22 protein-coding genes are annotated in these 19,713 nt (G+C 61.9%); 16 read left to right on the forward strand and 6 right to left on the reverse strand.

Annotation, left to right across the window (positions count from 1 at the left end; genetic code table 11):
* Nucleotides 1-7 precede the first annotated feature (7 nt).
* Genes ACVWYU_RS24045 through nirB form a run of 3 tightly spaced genes read right to left on the reverse strand, consistent with a single transcriptional unit; the run spans nucleotide 8 to nucleotide 3,418 of the window.
* Nucleotides 8-448: a CBS domain-containing protein gene (locus ACVWYU_RS24045; RefSeq protein WP_457373831.1), complete on the reverse strand. Its 441-nt coding sequence runs from the start codon at nucleotides 446-448 to the stop codon at nucleotides 8-10.
* Between the two features lie 31 nt (nucleotides 449-479).
* Entirely contained in the window at nucleotides 480-857 is a 378-nt protein-coding gene (gene nirD, locus ACVWYU_RS24050; protein WP_457373832.1) for a nitrite reductase small subunit NirD, read from the reverse strand.
* Nucleotides 857-3,418 (reverse strand): nitrite reductase large subunit NirB, encoded by a 2,562-nt coding sequence (gene nirB, locus ACVWYU_RS24055; protein WP_457373833.1) that lies wholly within the window; start codon nucleotides 3,416-3,418, stop codon nucleotides 857-859. The genes nirD and nirB overlap by 1 nt, the downstream gene beginning before the upstream one ends.
* A 698-nt stretch (nucleotides 3,419-4,116) precedes the next feature.
* On the opposite strand from nirB, the gene ACVWYU_RS24060 reads away from it, so the two are divergent.
* Both ACVWYU_RS24060 and ACVWYU_RS24065 read left to right on the forward strand, forming a co-directional pair.
* On the forward strand, nucleotides 4,117-4,722 hold the full coding sequence (locus tag ACVWYU_RS24060) for an SCO family protein (protein ID WP_090319609.1): 606 nt from the start codon (nucleotides 4,117-4,119) through the stop codon (nucleotides 4,720-4,722).
* Complete coding sequence (locus ACVWYU_RS24065; protein WP_247255132.1) at nucleotides 4,722-5,213, forward strand: copper chaperone PCu(A)C; 492 nt, start codon at nucleotides 4,722-4,724, stop codon at nucleotides 5,211-5,213. The genes ACVWYU_RS24060 and ACVWYU_RS24065 overlap by 1 nt, the downstream gene beginning before the upstream one ends.
* A 71-nt stretch (nucleotides 5,214-5,284) precedes the next feature.
* On the opposite strand, the gene ACVWYU_RS24070 is transcribed toward ACVWYU_RS24065, so the two are convergent.
* A complete protein-coding gene (locus tag ACVWYU_RS24070) occupies nucleotides 5,285-5,692 on the reverse strand; it encodes a DUF1801 domain-containing protein (RefSeq protein ID WP_457373858.1) in 408 nt (135 codons plus the stop codon).
* Between the two features lie 157 nt (nucleotides 5,693-5,849).
* Between ACVWYU_RS24070 and ACVWYU_RS24075 the strand changes: the two genes are divergently transcribed.
* Nucleotides 5,850-6,041: a hypothetical protein gene (locus ACVWYU_RS24075; RefSeq protein WP_457373834.1), complete on the forward strand. Its 192-nt coding sequence runs from the start codon at nucleotides 5,850-5,852 to the stop codon at nucleotides 6,039-6,041.
* A 151-nt stretch (nucleotides 6,042-6,192) separates the two neighbouring features.
* Complete coding sequence (locus ACVWYU_RS24080; protein ID WP_247255135.1) at nucleotides 6,193-6,666, forward strand: hemerythrin domain-containing protein; 474 nt, start codon at nucleotides 6,193-6,195, stop codon at nucleotides 6,664-6,666.
* Nucleotides 6,667-6,719: 53 nt separating this feature from the next.
* Here the strand turns inward: ACVWYU_RS24080 and ACVWYU_RS24085 are convergent, their stop codons facing one another.
* A complete protein-coding gene (locus tag ACVWYU_RS24085) occupies nucleotides 6,720-7,451 on the reverse strand; it encodes a DUF72 domain-containing protein (RefSeq protein WP_457373835.1) in 732 nt (243 codons plus the stop codon).
* Nucleotides 7,452-7,684: 233 nt separating this feature from the next.
* Between ACVWYU_RS24085 and ACVWYU_RS24090 the strand changes: the two genes are divergently transcribed.
* The 8 genes from ACVWYU_RS24090 to ACVWYU_RS24125 all read left to right on the forward strand — a co-directional run bounded on the left by ACVWYU_RS24090 (nucleotide 7,685) and on the right by ACVWYU_RS24125 (nucleotide 14,593).
* A complete protein-coding gene (locus tag ACVWYU_RS24090; RefSeq protein WP_457373836.1) occupies nucleotides 7,685-8,275 on the forward strand; it encodes an amino acid synthesis family protein in 591 nt (196 codons plus the stop codon).
* 44 nt (nucleotides 8,276-8,319) lie between these two features.
* The gene (locus ACVWYU_RS24095) at nucleotides 8,320-9,153 is read left to right on the forward strand and encodes an alpha/beta fold hydrolase (RefSeq protein WP_090319583.1); all 834 of its coding nucleotides are present in this window, start codon (nucleotides 8,320-8,322) and stop codon (nucleotides 9,151-9,153) included.
* On the forward strand, nucleotides 9,150-10,631 hold the full coding sequence (locus tag ACVWYU_RS24100; RefSeq protein ID WP_090319580.1) for an aldehyde dehydrogenase: 1,482 nt from the start codon (nucleotides 9,150-9,152) through the stop codon (nucleotides 10,629-10,631). The genes ACVWYU_RS24095 and ACVWYU_RS24100 overlap by 4 nt, the downstream gene beginning before the upstream one ends.
* 12 nt (nucleotides 10,632-10,643) lie before the next feature.
* Nucleotides 10,644-11,129: a flavin reductase family protein gene (locus ACVWYU_RS24105; RefSeq protein ID WP_090319577.1), complete on the forward strand. Its 486-nt coding sequence runs from the start codon at nucleotides 10,644-10,646 to the stop codon at nucleotides 11,127-11,129.
* Between the two features lie 150 nt (nucleotides 11,130-11,279).
* Nucleotides 11,280-12,731 carry an NAD-dependent succinate-semialdehyde dehydrogenase gene (locus ACVWYU_RS24110; RefSeq protein WP_457373837.1) on the forward strand — a complete coding sequence of 484 codons (1,452 nt, stop codon included), beginning with the start codon at nucleotides 11,280-11,282 and terminating at the stop codon, nucleotides 12,729-12,731.
* Between the two features lie 64 nt (nucleotides 12,732-12,795).
* Nucleotides 12,796-13,185, forward strand: a complete 390-nt coding sequence (locus ACVWYU_RS24115; protein WP_130210457.1) for a carboxymuconolactone decarboxylase family protein — start codon at nucleotides 12,796-12,798, stop codon at nucleotides 13,183-13,185.
* A gap of 89 nt (nucleotides 13,186-13,274) precedes the next feature.
* Nucleotides 13,275-14,027, forward strand: coding sequence for a GntR family transcriptional regulator (locus ACVWYU_RS24120; protein ID WP_248914195.1), 753 nt, complete (start codon nucleotides 13,275-13,277; stop codon nucleotides 14,025-14,027).
* A gap of 2 nt (nucleotides 14,028-14,029) precedes the next feature.
* On the forward strand, nucleotides 14,030-14,593 hold the full coding sequence (locus tag ACVWYU_RS24125; RefSeq protein ID WP_090319567.1) for an NUDIX hydrolase: 564 nt from the start codon (nucleotides 14,030-14,032) through the stop codon (nucleotides 14,591-14,593).
* Nucleotides 14,594-15,199: 606 nt separating this feature from the next.
* Here ACVWYU_RS24125 and ACVWYU_RS24130 read toward each other — a convergent pair.
* Complete coding sequence (locus tag ACVWYU_RS24130; RefSeq protein ID WP_247254365.1) at nucleotides 15,200-15,496, reverse strand: DUF1330 domain-containing protein; 297 nt, start codon at nucleotides 15,494-15,496, stop codon at nucleotides 15,200-15,202.
* Nucleotides 15,497-15,567: 71 nt separating this feature from the next.
* Here ACVWYU_RS24130 and ribBA point away from each other — a divergent pair, with 71 nt between their 5' ends.
* The 4 genes from ribBA to ACVWYU_RS24150 all read left to right on the forward strand — a co-directional run bounded on the left by ribBA (nucleotide 15,568) and on the right by ACVWYU_RS24150 (nucleotide 19,704).
* Entirely contained in the window at nucleotides 15,568-16,677 is a 1,110-nt protein-coding gene (gene ribBA, locus ACVWYU_RS24135; RefSeq protein WP_090319560.1) for a bifunctional 3,4-dihydroxy-2-butanone-4-phosphate synthase/GTP cyclohydrolase II, read from the forward strand.
* A 256-nt stretch (nucleotides 16,678-16,933) separates the two neighbouring features.
* Nucleotides 16,934-17,959 carry an ABC transporter substrate-binding protein gene (locus ACVWYU_RS24140; RefSeq protein WP_090319557.1) on the forward strand — a complete coding sequence of 342 codons (1,026 nt, stop codon included), beginning with the start codon at nucleotides 16,934-16,936 and terminating at the stop codon, nucleotides 17,957-17,959.
* Nucleotides 17,956-18,888: an ABC transporter permease gene (locus ACVWYU_RS24145; RefSeq protein WP_247254364.1), complete on the forward strand. Its 933-nt coding sequence runs from the start codon at nucleotides 17,956-17,958 to the stop codon at nucleotides 18,886-18,888. The genes ACVWYU_RS24140 and ACVWYU_RS24145 overlap by 4 nt, the downstream gene beginning before the upstream one ends.
* A gap of 6 nt (nucleotides 18,889-18,894) precedes the next feature.
* Nucleotides 18,895-19,704 (forward strand): ABC transporter permease, encoded by an 810-nt coding sequence (locus tag ACVWYU_RS24150; RefSeq protein WP_218436750.1) that lies wholly within the window; start codon nucleotides 18,895-18,897, stop codon nucleotides 19,702-19,704.
* Nucleotides 19,705-19,713 lie beyond the last annotated feature (9 nt).

Here is a 19,713-nt window from a genome sequence, read left to right on the forward strand (position 1 = left end):
TCCGGTTTCAATGCCCGCGGATATAGTGTTCGAACTGGCGGATCAAGTTGGCCTGCTCGACAATCGCTTCCTTGACCAGATCGCCAATCGACAGCAAACCCATCAGCTCGCCATTCTCGACCACGGGCAAGTGGCGTAAATGACTGTCCGTCATGACCGCCATGCAATGCTCGATGCTTTGTTGGCTGTCGGCCGTGATCACCGGCGAACTCATGATCGCCCTGACCGGCGTGCCGACTGACGAGCGCCCCAGCAAAACGACTTTTCTTGCATAGTCGCGCTCGCTGATCACCCCGACGACTTCACCCCTTTCGATCACCGGCAGAGCACCGACGTTCTTTTCGGCCATTTTCTTCACGGCCTCGAGCACCATCGCGTCCGGTGCGATGCTGTGCACCTGCTGGTTTTCCAGGACCTTGAGCTTGAGCAACTGTGCGGCTGTCTTCATATCCGACTCCTGATGTGAATGGCCTGAACCGTCAGGCCACCCCGACCTCCACGACCCCATCGTTCAACCGCACCGGCCAGACCCGCAAACGCTGTTGCGGGTACTCCAGGCAGGAGCCGTCTTCCAGGCGGAAATGCTGCTTGTAGATCGGCGACGCCACCACCAGATCGCCCTTGATGCTGCCCACCAGGCCGCGACCGATGACATTGGCCCCCGATTGCGGATCGTGGTTATCGATGGCGTAGAGCGTCTTGCCCTCGATGCCCGGCAGGTAGAACAACGCCACCTGCGCGCCGTCCAGCCACACCACCACACCGGAGTCGTTCACCAGATCCTGCTGGCTGCACACCGATTGCCAGATTGCGCACTGTTCTTCGCGGTTGATGCGTTGGGTATTGGACGGGTTCATCAGACACGCTCCTCGGTGACAGGGATAAGGTTCAGTTCGGCGGCCATGATCGGGCGGCGTTGACCGCGCTCCTGGACGAAATGGATGTCCGGGTCCGGGCGCTTGTCGTTGACGAAGGTACGGAAGCGCTTCAGCTTTTCCGGGTCCTTGAGGGCGTTGGCCCATTCGCATTCATAGCGGTTGACCACCAGTTGCATCTGCGACTCCAGTTCGGCGCCCAGGCCCAGGCTGTCGTGGATGATCACGTCCTTGAGGTAATCCAGACCGCCCTCCAGGCTTTCGCGCCAGACCGAGGTGCGCTGCAGCTTGTCGGCGGTACGGATGTAGAACATCAGGAAGCGGTCGATGTAGCGGATCAGGGTGGCATCGTCCAGGTCGGTGGCGAACAGCTCGGCATGCCGCGGACGCATGCCACCGTTGCCGGCGATGTAGAGGTTCCAGCCTTTCTCGGTGGCGATCACGCCGACGTCCTTGCTTTGCGCCTCGGCGCACTCACGGGTGCAACCGGACACCGCGAACTTGAGCTTGTGCGGCGAACGCAGGCCCTTGTAGCGGTCCTCGATCGTCAGGGCCATCTGCACGCTGTCCTGCACGCCGTAGCGGCACCAGGTGCTGCCGACGCAAGACTTCACCGTGCGGGTCGATTTGCCGTAGGCGTGGCCGGTTTCGAAGCCGGCTTCGATCAGTTCGCCCCAGATGTCCGGCAACTGATGCAGCTGGGCGCCGAACAGGTCGATCCGCTGGCCACCGGTGATTTTGGTGTAGAGGTCGTATTTCTTCGCGACGACGCCTATGGCGATCAATTTATCGGCAGTGATCTCGCCACCGGGAATGCGCGGCACCACCGAGTACGTGCCGTTCTTCTGCATGTTGGCCATGAAGGTGTCGTTGGTGTCCTGCAACGGCACCAGCGACGGGTCCATGATCGGCTGGTTCCAGCACGACGCGAGGATCGAGCCCACGGCCGGCTTGCACACGTCGCAACCGGTGTGACCCCGGCCATGTTTGGCCAGCAGCTCCTCGAAAGTGATGATTCCTTCTACCCGCACCAGGGCATACAGCTCCTGGCGGGTGAAGGCGAAGTGTTCGCACAGGCTCTTGTCGACACTGACGCCACGGGCGATCAACTCATGCTCGAAGACTTGTTTGAGCAGACCGGCACAACCGCCACAACCGGTGCAGGCCTTGGTCTGCGACTTGAGCAGGCCGAGGTCGGTGCAGCCGCCGTCGATGGCCGAGCAGATGGCGCCCTTGGTCACGTTGTGGCAGGAGCAGACCGTCGCCGCTTCCGGCAAGGCGCCCGGCCCGAGGGTGGGGGCCCCTTCCGACGACGGCAGGATCAGCGCGGCCGGTTCGGACGGCAGGGTAATCGCGTTCTGCATGTATTGCAGCAGGGTGTCGTAGTAGCTGTTGTCACCGATCAGCACCGCGCCAAGTACACGCTTGCCGGTGGCGTCCACCACCAGGCGCCGGTAGCTGGCGCTCGTCTCGTCGATGAATTGGTAGCTGCGGGCACCGGGCGTATGGGCGTGGGCATCGCCGATGGAGCCGACGTCGACGCCCAGCAGTTTGAGCTTGGTCGACATGTCCGCCCCGTGGAACGGCTCGGCGACCTCATCGCACAGCCGCGCGGCGACGCTGCGTGCCATCTGGTAGCCGGGCGCGACCAGGCCGAACAGGCTGCCATTCCACGATGCGCACTCGCCGATGGCATAGATGTGCGGGTCACAGCTCAAGCACGTATCGTCGATCACCACGCCACCGCGCGGACCGATCTCCAGCGCACATTGGCGAGCCAGCGCGTCTTGCGCACGGATACCGGCGGAGAACACTACCAGGTCGGTTTCGAGGAATTCGTCGTTGGCAAAATTCATCCGATAGCGATAGTCCTCGCCGGCGCTGATCGATTGCGTGGCGCGGGACAGATGCACCCCGACACCCAGGCGTTCGATTTGCGCCTTGAGCGCCAGGCCACCCAGATCGTCCAGTTGCACCGGCATCAGGCGCGGGGCGAACTCCACGACATGGGCTTCAAGGCCCAGGCTCTTGAGCGCGTTGGCCGCTTCCAGGCCGAGCAGGCCACCGCCAACCACCACGCCGCGCCGGGCATTGGCCGCCGCCGCTCGAATGGCATCGAGGTCTTCGAGGGTGCGATAGACCAGCCGCGAATCGCCTGCGGCGCCTTCAATCGGTGGCACAAAGGGGTACGAACCGGTGGCCAGGACCAGTTTGTCGTAGCTGACACACCCTTGCGCGGTGATGACCTGACGCCGCGCGCGGTCGATTTCCAGCACCGGCACGCCCAGGTGCAAGGTGACGCCGGGCGTCTGGTACAACGACGCATCGCTCAGCGCCAACGACTCCGCATCGCGGCCGGAGAAGTATTCGGAAAGGTGCACACGGTCGTAAGCGCGCATCGGCTCTTCGCTGAAGACATGCAGGCGATAGCGGTCAAGGGCGCCGCGTTCGATCAACTGCTCCACACAATGATGTCCGACCATGCCGTTGCCGATCACGACCAGCGTTTGCGGCTTGTTCAACGTGGCTACATTGGAATTCATAAACGACACCTGCCCAAAGCCAATCACGGAAAAAAAAGCAAAAAAAAACGCCTGAAACCTTACGGTTCCAGGCGTCTTTGCCTGTTCTTTTGCGGTGTTGAAACCAGACGGCTATGCCTGATCCACCGATGTAGCCCACGACCTGTGCGGCCAGTCGATCGTCGTTGACCGAGAGGGCTGCCCTCTTGTTCAGAGGGACTTGAGGGGACTAATGCAGCCTTTGTGCCAGTCGAGTGAAGGCGCCTGTTTATGGCGGTGAAAACAGGAGCGCCACCCCCCCTTGCGAGCAAGGTTTCTGGCGAAAAAGCAGGCTTGTCGGTGGTGGATGTCTCAGGCGGGGAGACTTCAGGAAACCGCTTCGCACTGGTGCACGGTGCCCGACATCGCGCTCTAAAAGTGCAGAGGAGGCGTCTGTAGGCGCGAGCTGGCTCGCGATGGGCGCTAACGATAACGCTGTCCATCTGACACCCCGCGGCGCTCTCGGGTCCATCGCGAGCCGGCTCGCTCCTGCACCGGATCAGCGGCGAAAGCGCCATTTATCGGGTTGTGTACGGCTGAGCCGCGACCATTTGGCGCATGACCGGCGGGCGATCGATTAAGCGTCATGGGGCAACAGTTTGTTAACATCCACGCGCTTTTTTTCGTCTGATGCGTCAGGCACTGTGGTTTTTCAGTTGTGACACAGGAAGCTTTTTTCCATGAGTACGTTGTATACCCGTCGCACGGTCCTGCAAGGCATGGGCCTGCTGAGCCTTGGCCTGCTCGCCGGCTGCGATGACAGCAGCAAGCTGTCGTTCAAGTACGGCAAGGATCTGAGCGACAAGATCATGGGGCGCAATTTCAAGCTCAAGGACGCCCAGGGCGAGACCCGGATGCTCGGCAGCTACCGTGGCCTGATGCCGATGATCTTCTTCGGCTTCACCCAATGCCCCGCGGTCTGCCCGACGACCCTGGCCCGCGCCGCCCAGGCCAAGAAGCTGATGGGCCGCGACGGCGAACGCCTGCAAGTGATCTTCATCACCCTCGACCCCGAGCGCGATACCCCGCAAATGCTCGACAAATACGTCAAGGCCTTCGACCCGAGTTTCGAGGCGTTGTACGGCACCCTGGAAGAAACCGCCGCCACCGCCAAGGAGTTCGGCGTGTTCTATGAAAAGGTCCCGAGCGGCGACACCTACACCCTCTCCCACACCGCGACCAGCTACGTCTTCGATTCCAGGGGCAACTTGCGCCTGGGGCTGTCCGCGTCCCTTACCGCAAAAGAGTGCGCAGAAGACCTGCTCACCGTCATGGAGGTCTGCTGATGACTTCGTTCTGCGCAAAGCGTGTTAAACAACTGGCCCTGGGCCTGTCCCTGATCGGCATGGCCTGGCAGGTATCGGCGCAAACCCAGGTCAGCGACGCCTGGGTCCGCGCGACCGTGGCCGGCCAGCCTTCGACCGGGGCCTTCATGACCCTGCAGGCGGACACTGACAGCCAACTGCTGAGCGTGCAGTCGCCCGTCGCCAAGACCGTGCAGATTCACCAGATGAGCATGAAAGACGACGTGATGAAGATGGGTCAGGTCGAATCCGTCGCATTGCCGGCCGGCAAGCCGGTGAGCCTCGACCCCAGCGGCTACCACGTCATGTTGATGGACCTGACGGCCCAGGTGAAGGAAGGCAGCAAAGTGCCCCTGACCCTGATCGTGGAAAACGCCAAGGGCGAGAAAGAGACGATCAACGTCGAAGCTGAAGCCAAGGCGCTGGGCACCATGGATCACGGCAGCATGATGGACCACAGCAAGATGCATTGATGTGCTGGCCGCCTCGTCCCGCGAGGCGGCTTATTGACCGGCAGGGGTCACTCAGCCAACCCCGCTTCCACTCACGCCCCTTTCGACGTATTAAGCGCCACAGCCGCTCGTATGAGCGCCTTCAGCGCGGTTTCATTGATCTCGTCGCCTTCATGAATATCAATGGCACGCCGGGTATTGCCATCAAGGCTGGCATTGAACAGCCCAGAAGGGTCGTCCAGTGATGCCCCCTTGGCGAAGGTCATCTTCACCGCGTTCTTGTAGGTTTCACCGGTGCAGATAATCCCGGCATGGGACCACACCGGAACCCCTCTCCATTTCAATTCCTCGACCACGTCAGGGTCGGCCTCCTTGACCAGCGCCCGGACCCGCGCAAGCGTCTTGCCTCGCCAGTCGTCCAGTTCCTTGATCTTCGTGTCTATCTGCTCGGAGGCAGTGCCGCCCTCTTTTGGTGGTGCAGCGGTTTTACCCTTTTGCATGATGATGACCGTCCTCTTGTGGCCGAACGCAGAGATTAGTAGATCGAGTCGTCCACGCAATGCGCCACGCCTTGCGAGCGGCGTGCCCACGTTTGGAAAAAAACCGAACTCCTGCCATTGCACCTCCTCCAGTGTGCAGACACTGGAGGAAAGCACCATGAACGACGATGACCTGTTCAACCCTGCCGAGTCGGATGACACCAAGCGTCGGGACGAAGCCAATCCGCCCATCGGTTTTCCCGGGCCATGGACCGGTGGCAATGCCGAGTGCTGCGCCAACACCTTCGCGCCTGTGCCCCTGTCCGCGATTTGCAATGCCGGCACGACAGCGCTCGGGCAAGCTGCATGAGGCTTTGCGCCACTGCCCCCGCCAAGTCATTGATATCAGAGGCAGTTGCGGCGCGACCAGATTGGCACAGCTGATGCTCCTGTCCTGGGGCAACCACAGAGATTGCCGGCAACGACCGGTCCTGACTTCCCGTGACAGCAGAGGCTGAACCATGAACGCCATCGACATCCTGAAAGCCGACCATGAACGAGTAAAAGCCATCCTGACCCAGTTGAACGACTCAACCGAGCGCGCGGTAAAAAAACGCGCCGAATTGATTGGCAAACTGGAAATGGAGATCACCCTCCACACCAGGCTTGAAGAAGAAATTCTCTACCCGGCCTACAAAAAAGCCGGCGGTAAAGAACAGGAAAAAATGTACTACGAGGCCAAGGAAGAGCACCGCACGGTCGACTCCCTGGTGCTGCCTGACCTGAAGGCCACCGACCCGGCCAGTGTGGAATTTTCCGGGCGCGCCAAGGTGGTCAAGGAGTTGCTTGAGCATCACATCGAAGAAGAAGAAACGGAGATGTTTCCTCAGGCCAAAAAGCTGTTGGGCAAAGCGCAACTGGACGAACTGGGGGCACAAATGGAGGCAATGAAGGCTTCTTACAAGAAGTCACTGGGCGACGGCATGGCGGCCTGATTCCTGACCGGCACGACCTTGAAGCCTGAGCGCGGGCTCATTCGACGCCGCGCTCAGGCTTCGCCGTGTAAAGACGCCGCCAGCGTCAAGGCATTGCCCAGCGCAGCGCCGCTGGCGGTATTGTCAAACATGCACCAGGTGGCTTGCCCCTCGGCGGTGGCCTTAAACCTGTGAGCGAGGTTTTCCAGCCAATGTTGCTCATAGGCGCTGTAGTAAATACGTGGCGAACCATGCAACCGCCAGTACTTGAACCCCTGCCACCCTCGCGGCGTTGAATCGGTGCTGATACGCGACGGATCCACCACCGCCTGGGCAATGCGATGGCGCACCAGCAGTGGCTCGGCATCGGTCCAGGATTCATGACGCGGTTCCAATACCACCTCCCCGAAAAACCGCTGCCTCAAAGCGACAAAAAATGCCTCGGCAAGCGGTTCTGCAAACGCCAGTGACGGCGGCAGTTGCAGCAACAGGCAACCCAGACGGTCCCCCAACCCCAAGCATTGGCCCAAAAAATCATCGAGCTCCTGCTCGCAGTGTTGCAAACGCCAGACGTGGGAAATCAGCTTCGGCATCTTCACGCAAAAGCGAAAGTCGGCGGGCACCGAATCTGCCCAGCGAGCATAGGTTTGCCGACGATGGGGGCGATAAAACGAGCTGTTGATTTCAACGCTGCCCAGAATCGCTGCATAGCGTTGCAAGTGCGTGCCCTGGGTGGGAAACGCCAAAAGATGCTCGCGGCCCAGACTCCAGCCGGCGCAGCCCACGTAAAACCGCTGAGCGTTCAATTGCGCACCTTGCCTGTATGCCTTGTCGAGCCCGATTGGCTGGATCCCTACGGTAAAGGCATGTCCGGCGCTCGGCAGTTCCCTTTTTCAACTATTCAACACCGCCATCCGATCAATGGCTCGCGGGTTTGCGCACCTTCCGACCAGAAACTCGATTCAGGGTCTTGCACTAACGGTATTATGGTATACCATCAGACGCACAGACACTTTTTCACTCTGAAATGGAGCCGCTCATGAGTTTCGAAATCCGCAAGATCGTCAGCTACATCGAAGAAACCTTTATCGAAGGCGGCAAGGCCAGCGATACGCCTGTGACCATGGTCGGGCTGGCCGTGGTGATGAAAAACCCTTGGGTGGGCAACGGCTTTGTCGAAGACCTGAAACCACAGATCCGCGCCAACTGCTCCCACCTCGGCGCCATGATGGTTGAACGCCTGGTGGGCCTGATCGGCGGTGCCGAGAAGATCGAAGCCTACGGCAAGGCGGCCGTGGTCGGCGCCGACGGCGAAATCGAGCACGCCTCGGCCGTGATCCACACCCTGCGCTTCGGCAACCATTACCGCGAAGCCGTAAAAGCCAAGAGCTACCTGAGCTTCACCAACAAGCGCGGCGGCCCGGGCACCTCGATCCAGATCCCGATGATGCACAAGGACGATGAAGGCCTGCGTTCGCACTACATCACCCTGGAAATGCAGATCGAAGACGCACCGCGTGCCGACGAAATAGTCGTGGTCCTGGGTTGCGCCGATGGCGGCCGCCTGCACCCACGCATCGGCAACCGCTACATCGATCTTGAAGAACTGGCGGCCGAGAAAGCCCAGTAAGACGGCCGGCATAACGACAACAAGAAGGTATGCAGGAGCGCTCCATGATTCGGCTCACCGCTGAAACCACCCCGGCTGGAACCAGTTACCTGGCGACCGGCCAAGGCCAGCCCGTGGTCTTGATCCACGGCGTGGGCCTGAATAAAGAAATGTGGGGCGGCCAGATCGTTGGCCTGGCCTCCCAGTACCGGGTTATCGCCTACGACATGCTCGGTCATGGCGCCAGCCCGCGCCCGGAAAGCGGCACGCCCCTGCTCGGCTATGCCGACCAGTTGCTGGAGCTGCTCGATCACCTGCAACTGCCCAAGGCGGCGGTGATCGGTTTCTCCATGGGCGGGCTGGTGGCGCGGGCCTTCGCCCTGCATTACCCGCAACGCTTGCAAAGCCTGGTGGTGCTTAACAGTGTGTTCAACCGCAGCGCCGAACAGCGCGCCGGTGTGATCGCCCGCACCAGCCAGGCCGCCGAGCATGGACCGGACGCCAACGCCGAAGCGGCGTTGTCGCGCTGGTTCAGCCGCGAATACCAGGCGGCCAATCCGGCGCAGATCGCCGCGATTCGCCAGACACTGGCAGGCAACGACCCCCAGGGTTACCTGACCACCTATGAATTGTTCGCGACCCAGGACATGTACCGCGCCGATGATCTGCCCGGCATCCAGGTGCCGACCCTGATCGCCACCGGCGAACTGGACCCCGGCTCGACCCCGGAGATGGCCCGGCAACTGGCCGAACGCATTCCCGGCGCGACCGTTGCCGTCCTCGCCGAACAGCGGCATATGATGCCCGTAGAATCGCCGCGCCTGGTCAACCAGCTGTTGCTGGAATTTCTCGATAAAGCGCACTCCCGACAAAACCATATAAAGGGGATCGTTGCATGACACTCGCACGCTTCCAGATGTGCATCGGCGGTGAATGGGTCGATGCCCTGTCCGGCAAGACCTTCGAAAGCCTGAACCCGGCCCTGGCCGAACCCTGGGCCGAACTGCCCGATGCCGACGAAGCCGATGTCGAGCGCGCCGTGCAGGCTGCGCAGACGGCTTTCGACAGCCCGGCCTGGCGTGGCCTGACCGCCACCGCGCGCGGCAAACTGCTGCGGCGCCTGGGCGACTTGATCGCCGAAAACAAGGAACAACTGGCGCAGCTGGAAAGCCGCGACAACGGCAAGCTGATTCGCGAAACCCGCGGCCAGGTCGGCTATCTGCCGGAGTTTTTCCACTACACCGCAGGCCTGGCCGACAAGCTCGAAGGCGGCACCCTGCCGCTGGACAAGCCAGACCTGTTTGCCTACACCGTGCACGAAGCCATGGGCGTGGTCGCCGCGATCATTCCGTGGAACAGCCCGCTGTACCTGACCGCGATCAAGCTCGCCCCGGCGCTGGCGGCGGGCAACACCATCGTGATCAAGCCGTCCGAACACGCGTCGGCGACCATTCTCGAACTGGCCCGTTTGGCTTTGGAAGCCGGCATTCCGCCGGGCGTGGTCAACGTCGTCACCGGTTATGGCCCAAGCACCGGCGCCGCCCTCACCCGCCATCCGCTGGTCCGTAAAATCGCCTTCACCGGCGGTGCGGCCACGGCGCGACATGTGGTGCGCAGCAGCGCCGAGAACTTCGCCAAGCTGTCCCTGGAATTGGGCGGCAAATCACCGAACATCATTTTCGCCGACGCCGACCTCGACAGCGCGATCAACGGCGCCATCGCCGGGATCTATGCCGCCTCCGGGCAGAGCTGCGTATCGGGTTCGCGCCTGTTGGTGCAGGACGAAATCTACGACGAATTCGTCGGTCGCCTGGTGGAACGCGCCCAGCGCATCCGCATCGGCAACCCACAGGAAGACAGCAGCGAAATGGGCCCGATGGCCACCGCCCAGCAACTGGCGGTGGTTGAAGGCCTGGTCGCCGATGCGATTGCCGAAGGCGCGCGCCTGCGCCTGGGGGGCAAGCGTCCGCAGCATCTGGGCGAGGGCTGGTTCTATGAGCCGACCTTGTTCGAATGCGACCGCAACTCGATGAAGATCATGCAGGAAGAAGTCTTTGGCCCGGTGGCTTCGGTCATCCGTTTCAAGGACGAAGCCGAAGCCCTGGCGATCGCCAACGACTCGCAGTTCGGCCTCGCCGCCGGCATCTGGACCCGCGACCTGGGCCGTGCCCATCGCCTGGCCCGTGACGTGCGTTCGGGGATCATCTGGGTCAACACCTACCGCGCGGTTTCGGCCATGGCGCCGATCGGCGGGTTCAAGAACAGCGGCTATGGACGCGAGAGCGGCATCGATTCGGTGCTGGCCTACACCGAGCTGAAAACGGTGTGGATCAACCTTTCCCAGGCGCCAATGCCTGATCCATTCGTGATGCGCTAGGAGTCCAGAGAAATGATCGAGCCCGGCATTTACAAAGACGTCATGAGTTCGTTTCCGTCCGGCGTCACGGTGGTCACCACCCTGGACCCCGACGGCGGCATCGTCGGCATCACTGCCAGCGCCTTCAGTGCGCTGTCGATTGATCCGGCCCTGGTGCTGTTCTGCCCCAACTATGCCTCGGACACCTACCCGGTGCTGCGCGACAGCAAGCAATTCGCGATTCACCTGCTGTCCGCCGACCAGACCGCCGAAGCCTATGCCTTTGCCGGCAAAGGCAAGGACAAGGCCAAAGGCATCGACTGGCACCTGAGCGAACTCGGCAACCCGCTGCTGGCCAAGGCCACGGCGATCATCGAGTGCGAACTGTGGCGCGAATACGACGGCGGCGATCACGCCATCATCGTCGGCGCGGTGAAGAACCTGATTCTGCCCGAGCAACCGGTGACGCCGATGATCTACCACAAAGGCAAGCTGGGCCCACTGCCCACCCTGGCCTGACACAGTCCCTGTAGGAGCGAGCCTGCTCCGGGCGGTGCTCGACGATGGTCGTGAACGATATCGCGTGCTGCCTGACAGCCCCTGGCGTTCTCGGGTTTTTCGCGAGCAGGCTCGCTCCCACAGGGTCCACCACTTTACTCAGGAGCCGGCATGAGCCCAGCAGCCTCATCACTGTTCCGCCAGCAGGCGTACATCAACGGCCAATGGCTGGATGCACCCGACGGCACGCAACAGGACATCTTCAACCCGGCCACCGGTGAACTCATCGGCCGCGTGCCGAACCTTGGCGCCGAGCATGCGCGCCTGGCCATCGAGGCTGCCAATAAAGCCTGGCCGGCCTGGCGCGGCTTGACCGCCAAGGAGCGCAGCAACACGCTCAAGCGCTGGCACGCGCTGATGCTGGAGAACGCCGACGCCCTGGCCGAGATCCTCACCCTCGAACAAGGCAAGCCATTGGCCGAAGCCAAGGGTGAAATCCTCTACGCCGCCAGTTTTATCGAGTGGTTCGCCGAAGAGGCCAAGCGCATCTATGGCGACACCATTCCCAGCCACAAGGGCGATGCACGCATCGTCGTCAGCAAAGAACCGATTGGCGTGGTCGCGGCCATCACGCCGTGGAACTTCCCGGCGGCGATGATCACCCGCAAGGCCGGCCCGGCACTGGCCGCTGGCTGCCCGTGCATCGTCAAACCGGCGCCGGAAACGCCGTTCTCGGCCCTGGCCATGGCCGCGCTGGCCGAACAGGCGGGCATTCCTGCGGGCATCTTCAACGTGATCACCGGCGACGCCATCGCCATCGGTGGCGAACTGACCGCCAGCCCGCTGGTGCGCAAACTGTCGTTCACCGGCTCCACGGCGATCGGCAAATTGCTCATGGCGCAATGCGCGCCGACGCTGAAAAAGGTTTCGCTGGAACTGGGCGGTAATGCACCGTTCATCGTCTTCGACGATGCCGACCTGGAGCGTGCCGTGGAAGGCGCGCTGATTGCCAAGTTCCGCAATGCCGGGCAGACCTGCGTCTGCGTCAACCGTTTCCTGGTGCAGGACGGCATTCATGACGCCTTTGTCGCGCGGCTGGCCGAGCGGGTATCGCAGCTCAAGGTCGGCAGCGGTTTCGAGGCGGGCATCACTCAAGGTCCATTGATCAATGAACGCGCCGTGGCCAAGGTCGAAGACCATGTGCAGGACGCACTCGCCCAGGGCGCCCGCCTGCTGTGCGGCGGCGAGCGTCATGCGCTGGGCAACGGGTTCTTCCAGCCAACGGTACTGGCCGGCGTCACCCCGCAGATGAAAGTCGCCAGGGAGGAAACCTTCGGCCCGCTGGCGGCGGTGTTCCGCTTCGATAGCGAAGCCGAGGCCGTGCACATGGCCAACGACACCGAATTCGGCCTCGCCGCCTACTGCTACACCCGCGATCTGGGGCGCGCCTGGCGCATGAGCGAAGCGCTGGAGTACGGCATGGTCGGGATCAACGAAGGGCTGATTTCCACCGAAGTCGCGCCCTTTGGCGGAATAAAATCCTCAGGCCTGGGCCGCGAAGGCTCCAGGTACGGCATCGAGGACTACCTTGAACTCAAGTACACCCTGATGGGTGGGCTGTAGGTCATGTTGATCAACCTGTAGGAGCCGGCTCCTACAGGACAGAACCTCTCGGGAGAGAATTGAGATGAACAACGAGAAGTACGAAAAAGGCCTGCAGATCCGCACTCAGGTGCTGGGCGAAGCCTATGTCAATCGCTCAATCGAGAACGCCGACGACTTCACCCGCCCCCTGCAGGAAATGGTCACCGAATACTGCTGGGGTCACGTCTGGGGTCGCGAGGGTCTGTCGCTCAAGGAGCGCAGCATGATCAACCTGGCGATGATCTCGGCCCTCAACCGGCCGCACGAACTCAAGCTGCATGTGCGCGGCGCCTTGCGTAACGGCTTGAGTCGTGAGCAAATACGCGAAATTCTGCTTCAGGTCGGCATATATTGCGGTGTTCCCGCTGCCGTCGACAGTTTCCGGCTCGCCCGTGAAGCCTTCGCCGAAGCCGATGCCGAGGCCTCCAGTTAACCCCTTGGCTGTTTGATCCGACCGAGCACGGAGATTGCTGCAATCGAAGTGCTTTTTTTGCATGGACAGCCACAATCAGAGCGGACCCCATGAAACGCCTGCCACTCGACGACAACTTCAAGGTCAATCGCAATCCCGTTACCCTGCGCGAAATCGTGCTGGATAAATTGCGAAGCGCCATCATGAACTTCCAGCTTCTGCCGGGAGACCGTCTGGTCGAACGCGATCTGTGCGATCGCCTGGGCGTCAGTCGTACCTCCGTGCGCGAAGCCCTGCGTCACCTTGAATCCGAAGGCCTGGTGGAATTCGCCGACGCCAAGGGCCCACGCGTGGCGATCATCACCCTGGCCGATGCGGTCGATATCTACGAGCTGCGTTGCGTGCTCGAAGGCCTGATCGTCCAGCTGTTCACCCTGCGCGCCAAGGCCAAGGACATCAAGGCCCTGGAAAAAGCCCTGGAAGAAAACCGCCAGGCCTTGAAGGAAGGTGAACTGCAACAGGTCATCGACTCCGTACAGGGCTTCTATGACGTGTTGCTCGAAGGCTCCGGCAACCATGTCGCGGCCACCCAGTTGCGCCAGTTGCAGGCGCGCATCAGTTACTTGCGCGCGACCTCGGTGTCCCAGGAAAACCGTCGTGGCGCCAGTAACCAGGAAATGGAACGCATGGTCGAGGCGATCAAGAGCGGTGATCCGCTGGCCGCTCACCAGGCCTGCGTCGACCACGTCCGCGCCGCCGCCACCGTGGCCCTCGACTACCTCAAGCGCAAGCAGGAAGAGACCGGGGCAATCCCCGAGATCACCCAGCCCATCGCCCTCAAAGAACCCCGCATAGGTCGTTGATCATGTTCAGCCCGAGCTTTTGTCCGAAGTGTGGCAGTCCTGACCTGGGTCAACAGCTGCCGCCGGGCGATACGCACGAGCGCCTGATGTGCCGCGGCTGCGGCTATATCCACTACGTCAATCCGAAAATCATTGCCGGCTGCATCATCGAGCAGGACGGCAAGTACTTGCTGTGCCAGCGCGCCATCCCGCCGCGTCCGGGCACCTGGACGCTACCGGCGGGCTTCATGGAAGCCGGCGAAACCACCGAGCAGGCGGCATTGCGCGAGGTCTGGGAAGAAAGCGGCGTACGCGCGGAAATCCTTTCGCCGTACTCGATCTTCAGCGTGCCGAAGATCAGCGAGGTGTACATCATCTTCCGCGCCATCGCCCTGGAAATCACCGGCCAGTACGGGCCGGAAACCCTCGACTATAAATTCTTCGCGCCCGAGGACATTCCCTGGGACAGCATCTATTACCCGGCGATCCGGCAGATTCTCGAACGCTACATCGAAGAGCGGCAGGCTGGGGTCTACGGCATCTACATCGGCAACGACGATACCGGCAAGATTCACTTCATTCGCTAACGCCCCCGTAGGAGCGAGCCTGCTCCGGGCGGCGTTCCGACGATGGTCGTCAACGATGATGCGGGGAGTCTGACACCCCGCGGCGTTCTCCGGTTCATCGCGAGCAGGCTCGCTCCTACAGAAAAGCACAGCAACGCGCGCCACCCCGCTCCTCACCACTCATCAGGCCGAGCGTTAGCTCGCCTGCAGCTCTTGATCTTGATCCACCCGCCCCTTCGGGAGGCTGAGTGGAGGTGTGCATCCGGGGAGTGGCGCGCAGCGCCGTTCGACGCAGTCGAACACGCTGCATGTAGGTTGAAGCGAAGCCAACCGGAGGGCAGTGTCCCCGGATGGATACCGCAGCGAAGGAACCCCGAGCCTCAGCGAGGGGCCGGACGCCGGGGCGAGCCTTTTTGGGTACTTTTTGCTGGGCCGGCACTCCGGCGTTTGAAAAAAGTGCCTCGCCGTAAGGGCGAAACCCTAAGCCGCCGTTACCGCAGCAACGGATATGTACTCAATCAACAAAACGCAGGTCGGCTGTCAGGCCGCCATCGCTGCGATGCGGCGCCCCGACAAGCCAGTTCCTACAGTAGATCCAGGAAAACCTGAAGGGTACCCATCCCCCCATCAAACCGGCGCCACCCCCTCGACAATGATCACCTCGGCCCGAGCCGCCCCCTCGCGGTGCCCCTTGGCCTCTTGATAGAGATCCGACCGATAACAGGCCACCGCCTGGTCATAGGAATCAAACTCGATCACCACACTGCGTTGCGGTGTTTGCCGCCCTTCCATCGCCTCGCTGCGCCCGCCGCGCGCCAATATCCGCCCGCCGTATTCGGCAAACGCCTTGGGTGCGCGCTGGGTGTAGTGGCTGTATTGATCGGGGTCGGTGATATCCACGTGAGCAATCCAGTACGCCTTCATAGTGACCTCTCCGGTTGTTTTGTATTATGGTATACCACAACGCATCTCCATCAAACACCGAGAATCCAGACATGGCCTTCAACAGCATCGAAGAAATCATCGAAGACTACCGCCAAGGCAAGATGGTGCTCCTGGTTGACGACGAGGACCGGGAAAACGAAGGCGACCTGTTGCTCGCCGCCGACCGTTGCAGCGCCGAAGCCATCAGCTTCATGGCGCGGGAGGCGCGCGGGCTGATCTGCCTGACCTTGACCGACGAGCACTGCCAGCGCCTTGGCCTGGAACAGATGGTGCCGAGCAATGGCAGCGTGTTCAGCACGGCGTTCACCGTGTCGATCGAAGCCGCCGTCGGTGTGACCACCGGCATCTCCGCCGCCGACAGGGCGCGTACCGTCGCTGCGGCCGTGGCCCACGGCGCGAGCGCCGCCGATATCGTGCAGCCCGGTCATATTTTCCCCCTGCGCGCCCGCGAAGGCGGCGTCCTGACCCGCGCCGGGCATACCGAGGCCGGTTGCGACCTGGCGCGCCTGGCCGGCTTCACCCCGGCCTCGGTGATCGTCGAAGTCATGAATGACGACGGCACCATGGCCCGTCGCCCGGATCTGGAAGTGTTCGCGCGCAAACACGGGATCAAGATCGGCACCATCGCCGATCTGATCCACTATCGTTTAAGTACCGAGCACACGGTGGTACGCATCGGCGAGCGCGAGCTGCCTACGGTGCATGGCACCTTCCGTCTGATCACCTTTGAGGACCGCATCGAAGGCGGTGTCCACATGGCCATGGTGATGGGCGACTTGCGCCGCGATGAAGCGACGCTGGTGCGCGTGCACGTGATCGACCCGTTGCGCGATCTGGTCGGTGCCGAATACAGCGGGCCGTCCAACTGGACGTTATGGGCGGCGTTACAGCGAGTGGCTGAAGAAGGACGTGGCGTGGTCGTGGTGCTGGCCAATCACGAATCCTCGCAAGCGTTGCTCGAACGCGTACCGCAATTGACCCAAACGCCACGGCAGTTCAGCCGTTCGCAGTCGCGGATCTATTCGGAAGTGGGTACCGGTGCGCAGATCCTGCAAAACCTTGGCGTGGGCAAGCTGCGGCACCTGGGGCCACCGCTGAAATACGCCGGTTTGACCGGGTACGACCTGGAAGTGGTGGAGAGTATTCCCTTCACCCAGTGACCCGAGCGGAATTGCCCCTGTGGCAGCGAGCTTGCTCGCTACCACAAGGGATGGTGGTGATCAGAGGCACCGAAGTTTTCCAGAAAAATCCGATTCGGCAGATAGCCGGTAAGGCAAAGTGCTTGCACAAAGTTTGGAATACCATAATATGATATTCCATAGACCGGACAGTCAGAACTGACTCGAAGGGCCTACTGCTCCCGACTGGCGGGCACTCAAAAGCCCCGCTCATAAACACAACAATGAGGGCGTGAAAATGGTGTTGAACAAACGTGTAACCGCAGCGATTTTTGCGGGACTGCTGAGCGTCACCAGCCAGGCGTTGATGGCGGCTGAAAGCGTCAACTTCGTCAGCTGGGGCGGTAGCACCCAGGACGCGCAGAAGCAGGCCTGGGCCGACCCGTTCAGCAAGGCCACCGGCATCACCGTGGTCCAGGATGGCCCGACCGACTACGGCAAGCTCAAAGCCATGGTCGAAAGCGGCAACGTGCAATGGGACGTGGTCGATGTCGAAGCTGACTTCGCCTTGCGCGCCGCCTCCGAAGGCTTGCTCGAACCCCTCGATTTCAAAGTCATCGATCGCACCAAGATCGACCCGCGGTTCGTCTCCGATCACGGTGTCGGTTCGTTCTTCTTCTCCTTCGTCCTCGGCTACAACGAAGGCAAGCTCGGTGCCGCCAAGCCTCAGGACTGGTCCGCGCTGTTCGACACCAAGACTTACCCCGGCAAACGCGCCCTCTACAAATGGCCAAGCCCTGGCGTGCTGGAACTGGCGCTGCTGGCCGACGGCGTGCCTGCCGACAAGCTCTACCCGCTGGACCTGGATCGCGCCTTCAAGAAACTCGACACCATTAAGAAAGACATCGTCTGGTGGGGCGGTGGCGCGCAGTCGCAACAGTTGCTGGCCTCTGGCGAAGCGAGCATGGGTCAGTTCTGGAACGGCCGGATCCACGCCCTGCAGGAAGACGGCGCCCCGGTTGGCGTAAGCTGGAAACAGAACCTGGTCATGGCCGACATCCTGGTCATTCCAAAAGGTTCGAAAAACAAGGACGCGGCGATGAAGTTCCTGGCCAACGCCAGCAGTGCCAAGGGCCAGGCCGACTTCTCCAACCTGACCGCCTACGCCCCGGTCAACGTCGACAGCGTGGCGCGCCTGGACTCGGTGCTCGCCCCTAACCTGCCGACGGCCTACGTTAAGGATCAGATCACTCTTGATTTCGCGTACTGGGCCAAGAACGGTCCGGCCATCGCGACACGGTGGAACGAATGGCTGGTCAAATGAAAATGACGGTAACCGCGTCCCGTCCATCCACGCCCGTCGGGAGCGCCTCCGGCGCTGCCGGCAAGGCCGCTGCGATGACGCAAACCCCGACCCTGGCGCAGCGCTGGCGTGGTGCGAGCAACCTGATCCCCGCGCTGTTGTTCCTCGGCCTGTTCTTCCTCGCGCCGTTGATTGGCCTGCTGTTGCGCGGCGTGCTTGAACCGGTGCCGGGCCTGGGCAATTACGAACAGTTGTTCGCCAACTCGGCGTACGCCCGGGTGTTGCTCAACACCTTCTCGGTGGCCGGCCTGGTCACGCTGTTCAGCCTGTTGCTGGGCTTCCCGCTGGCCTGGGCGATCACCCTGGTGCCGCGCGGTTGGGGCCGCTGGATTCTCAACATCGTGCTGTTGTCGATGTGGACCAGCCTCCTCGCCCGTACCTACTCCTGGCTGGTGCTGCTGCAAGCCTCCGGGGTGATCAACAAGGCACTGATGGCCATGGGCATCATCGATCAGCCGCTGGAGATGGTGCACAACCTGACCGGCGTGGTGATCGGCATGAGCTACATCATGATCCCGTTCATCGTGCTGCCGCTGCAGGCGACCATGCAGGCCATCGACCCGATGATCCTGCAGGCCGGTTCGATCTGCGGTGCCAGTCCGTGGACCAACTTCTTCCGGGTGTTCCTGCCGCTGTGCCGGCCGGGGCTGTTCTCCGGCGGCTTGATGGTGTTCGTGATGTCCCTGGGTTACTACGTCACCCCGGCACTGCTGGGCGGTGCGCAGAACATGATGCTGCCCGAGTTCATCATTCAGCAGGTGCAGTCGTTCCTCAACTGGGGCCTGGCCAGCGCCGGCGCCGCGTTGCTGATCGTCATTACGCTGGTGCTGTTCTACTTCTACCTGAAGCTTCAGCCGGAATCCCCGGTTGGCGCCAGTAACGCGAGGTAAGCCGTCATGCTCCTGACTCCCAATGCCATGAGCCGCCGGATGCGCTTCGGCCTGTACACCACCACCGGGCTGATCGGTCTGTTTCTGTTGCTGCCGATCGTGTTCATCGTGCTGCTGTCGTTCGGATCGTCGCAATGGCTGGTGTTCCCGCCACCGGGCTGGACGCTGAAATGGTACGTCCAGTTCTTCTCCAACGCTGACTGGATGAACGCGGCCATGGCCAGCCTCAAGGTCGCGGTGCTGACCACGTTCTTTGCGGTGGCCCTGGGCCTGCCGACGGCGTTCGCCCTGGTGCGCGGCCGCTTCCCAGGCCGGGAAATGCTCTACGGCCTGTTCACCCTGCCGATGATCGTGCCATTGGTGATCATCGCGGTGGCGGTGTACGCGCTGTTCCTGAAGCTGGGCTACACCGGGACGATGTTCGCGTTCGTGGTCAGCCATGTGATTGTCGCGTTGCCGTTCACCATCATCTCGATCATCAACTCGCTGAAGCTGTTCGACCAGTCGATCGAGGATGCCGCGGTGATCTGCGGTGCCTCGCGCCTGCAAGCGGTGTTCAAGGTGACCTTCCCGGCGATTCGTCCGGGCATGGTGGCCGGCGCCCTCTTCGCCTTCCTCGTCTCGTGGGATGAAGTGGTGCTGAGCGTGATGATGGCCAGCCCGACCCTGCAGACCCTTCCCGTGAAAATGTGGACCACCCTGCGCCAGGACCTGACGCCCGTGATCGCCGTCGCTTCGACGCTGCTGATCGGCCTCTCGGTATTGGTCATGGTGATCGCCGCCGCACTGCGCCGGCGCAACGAAATCAGCGCCTGAGCGCGCAGG

This window comes from Pseudomonas sp. TE12234 (assembly GCF_054061835.1).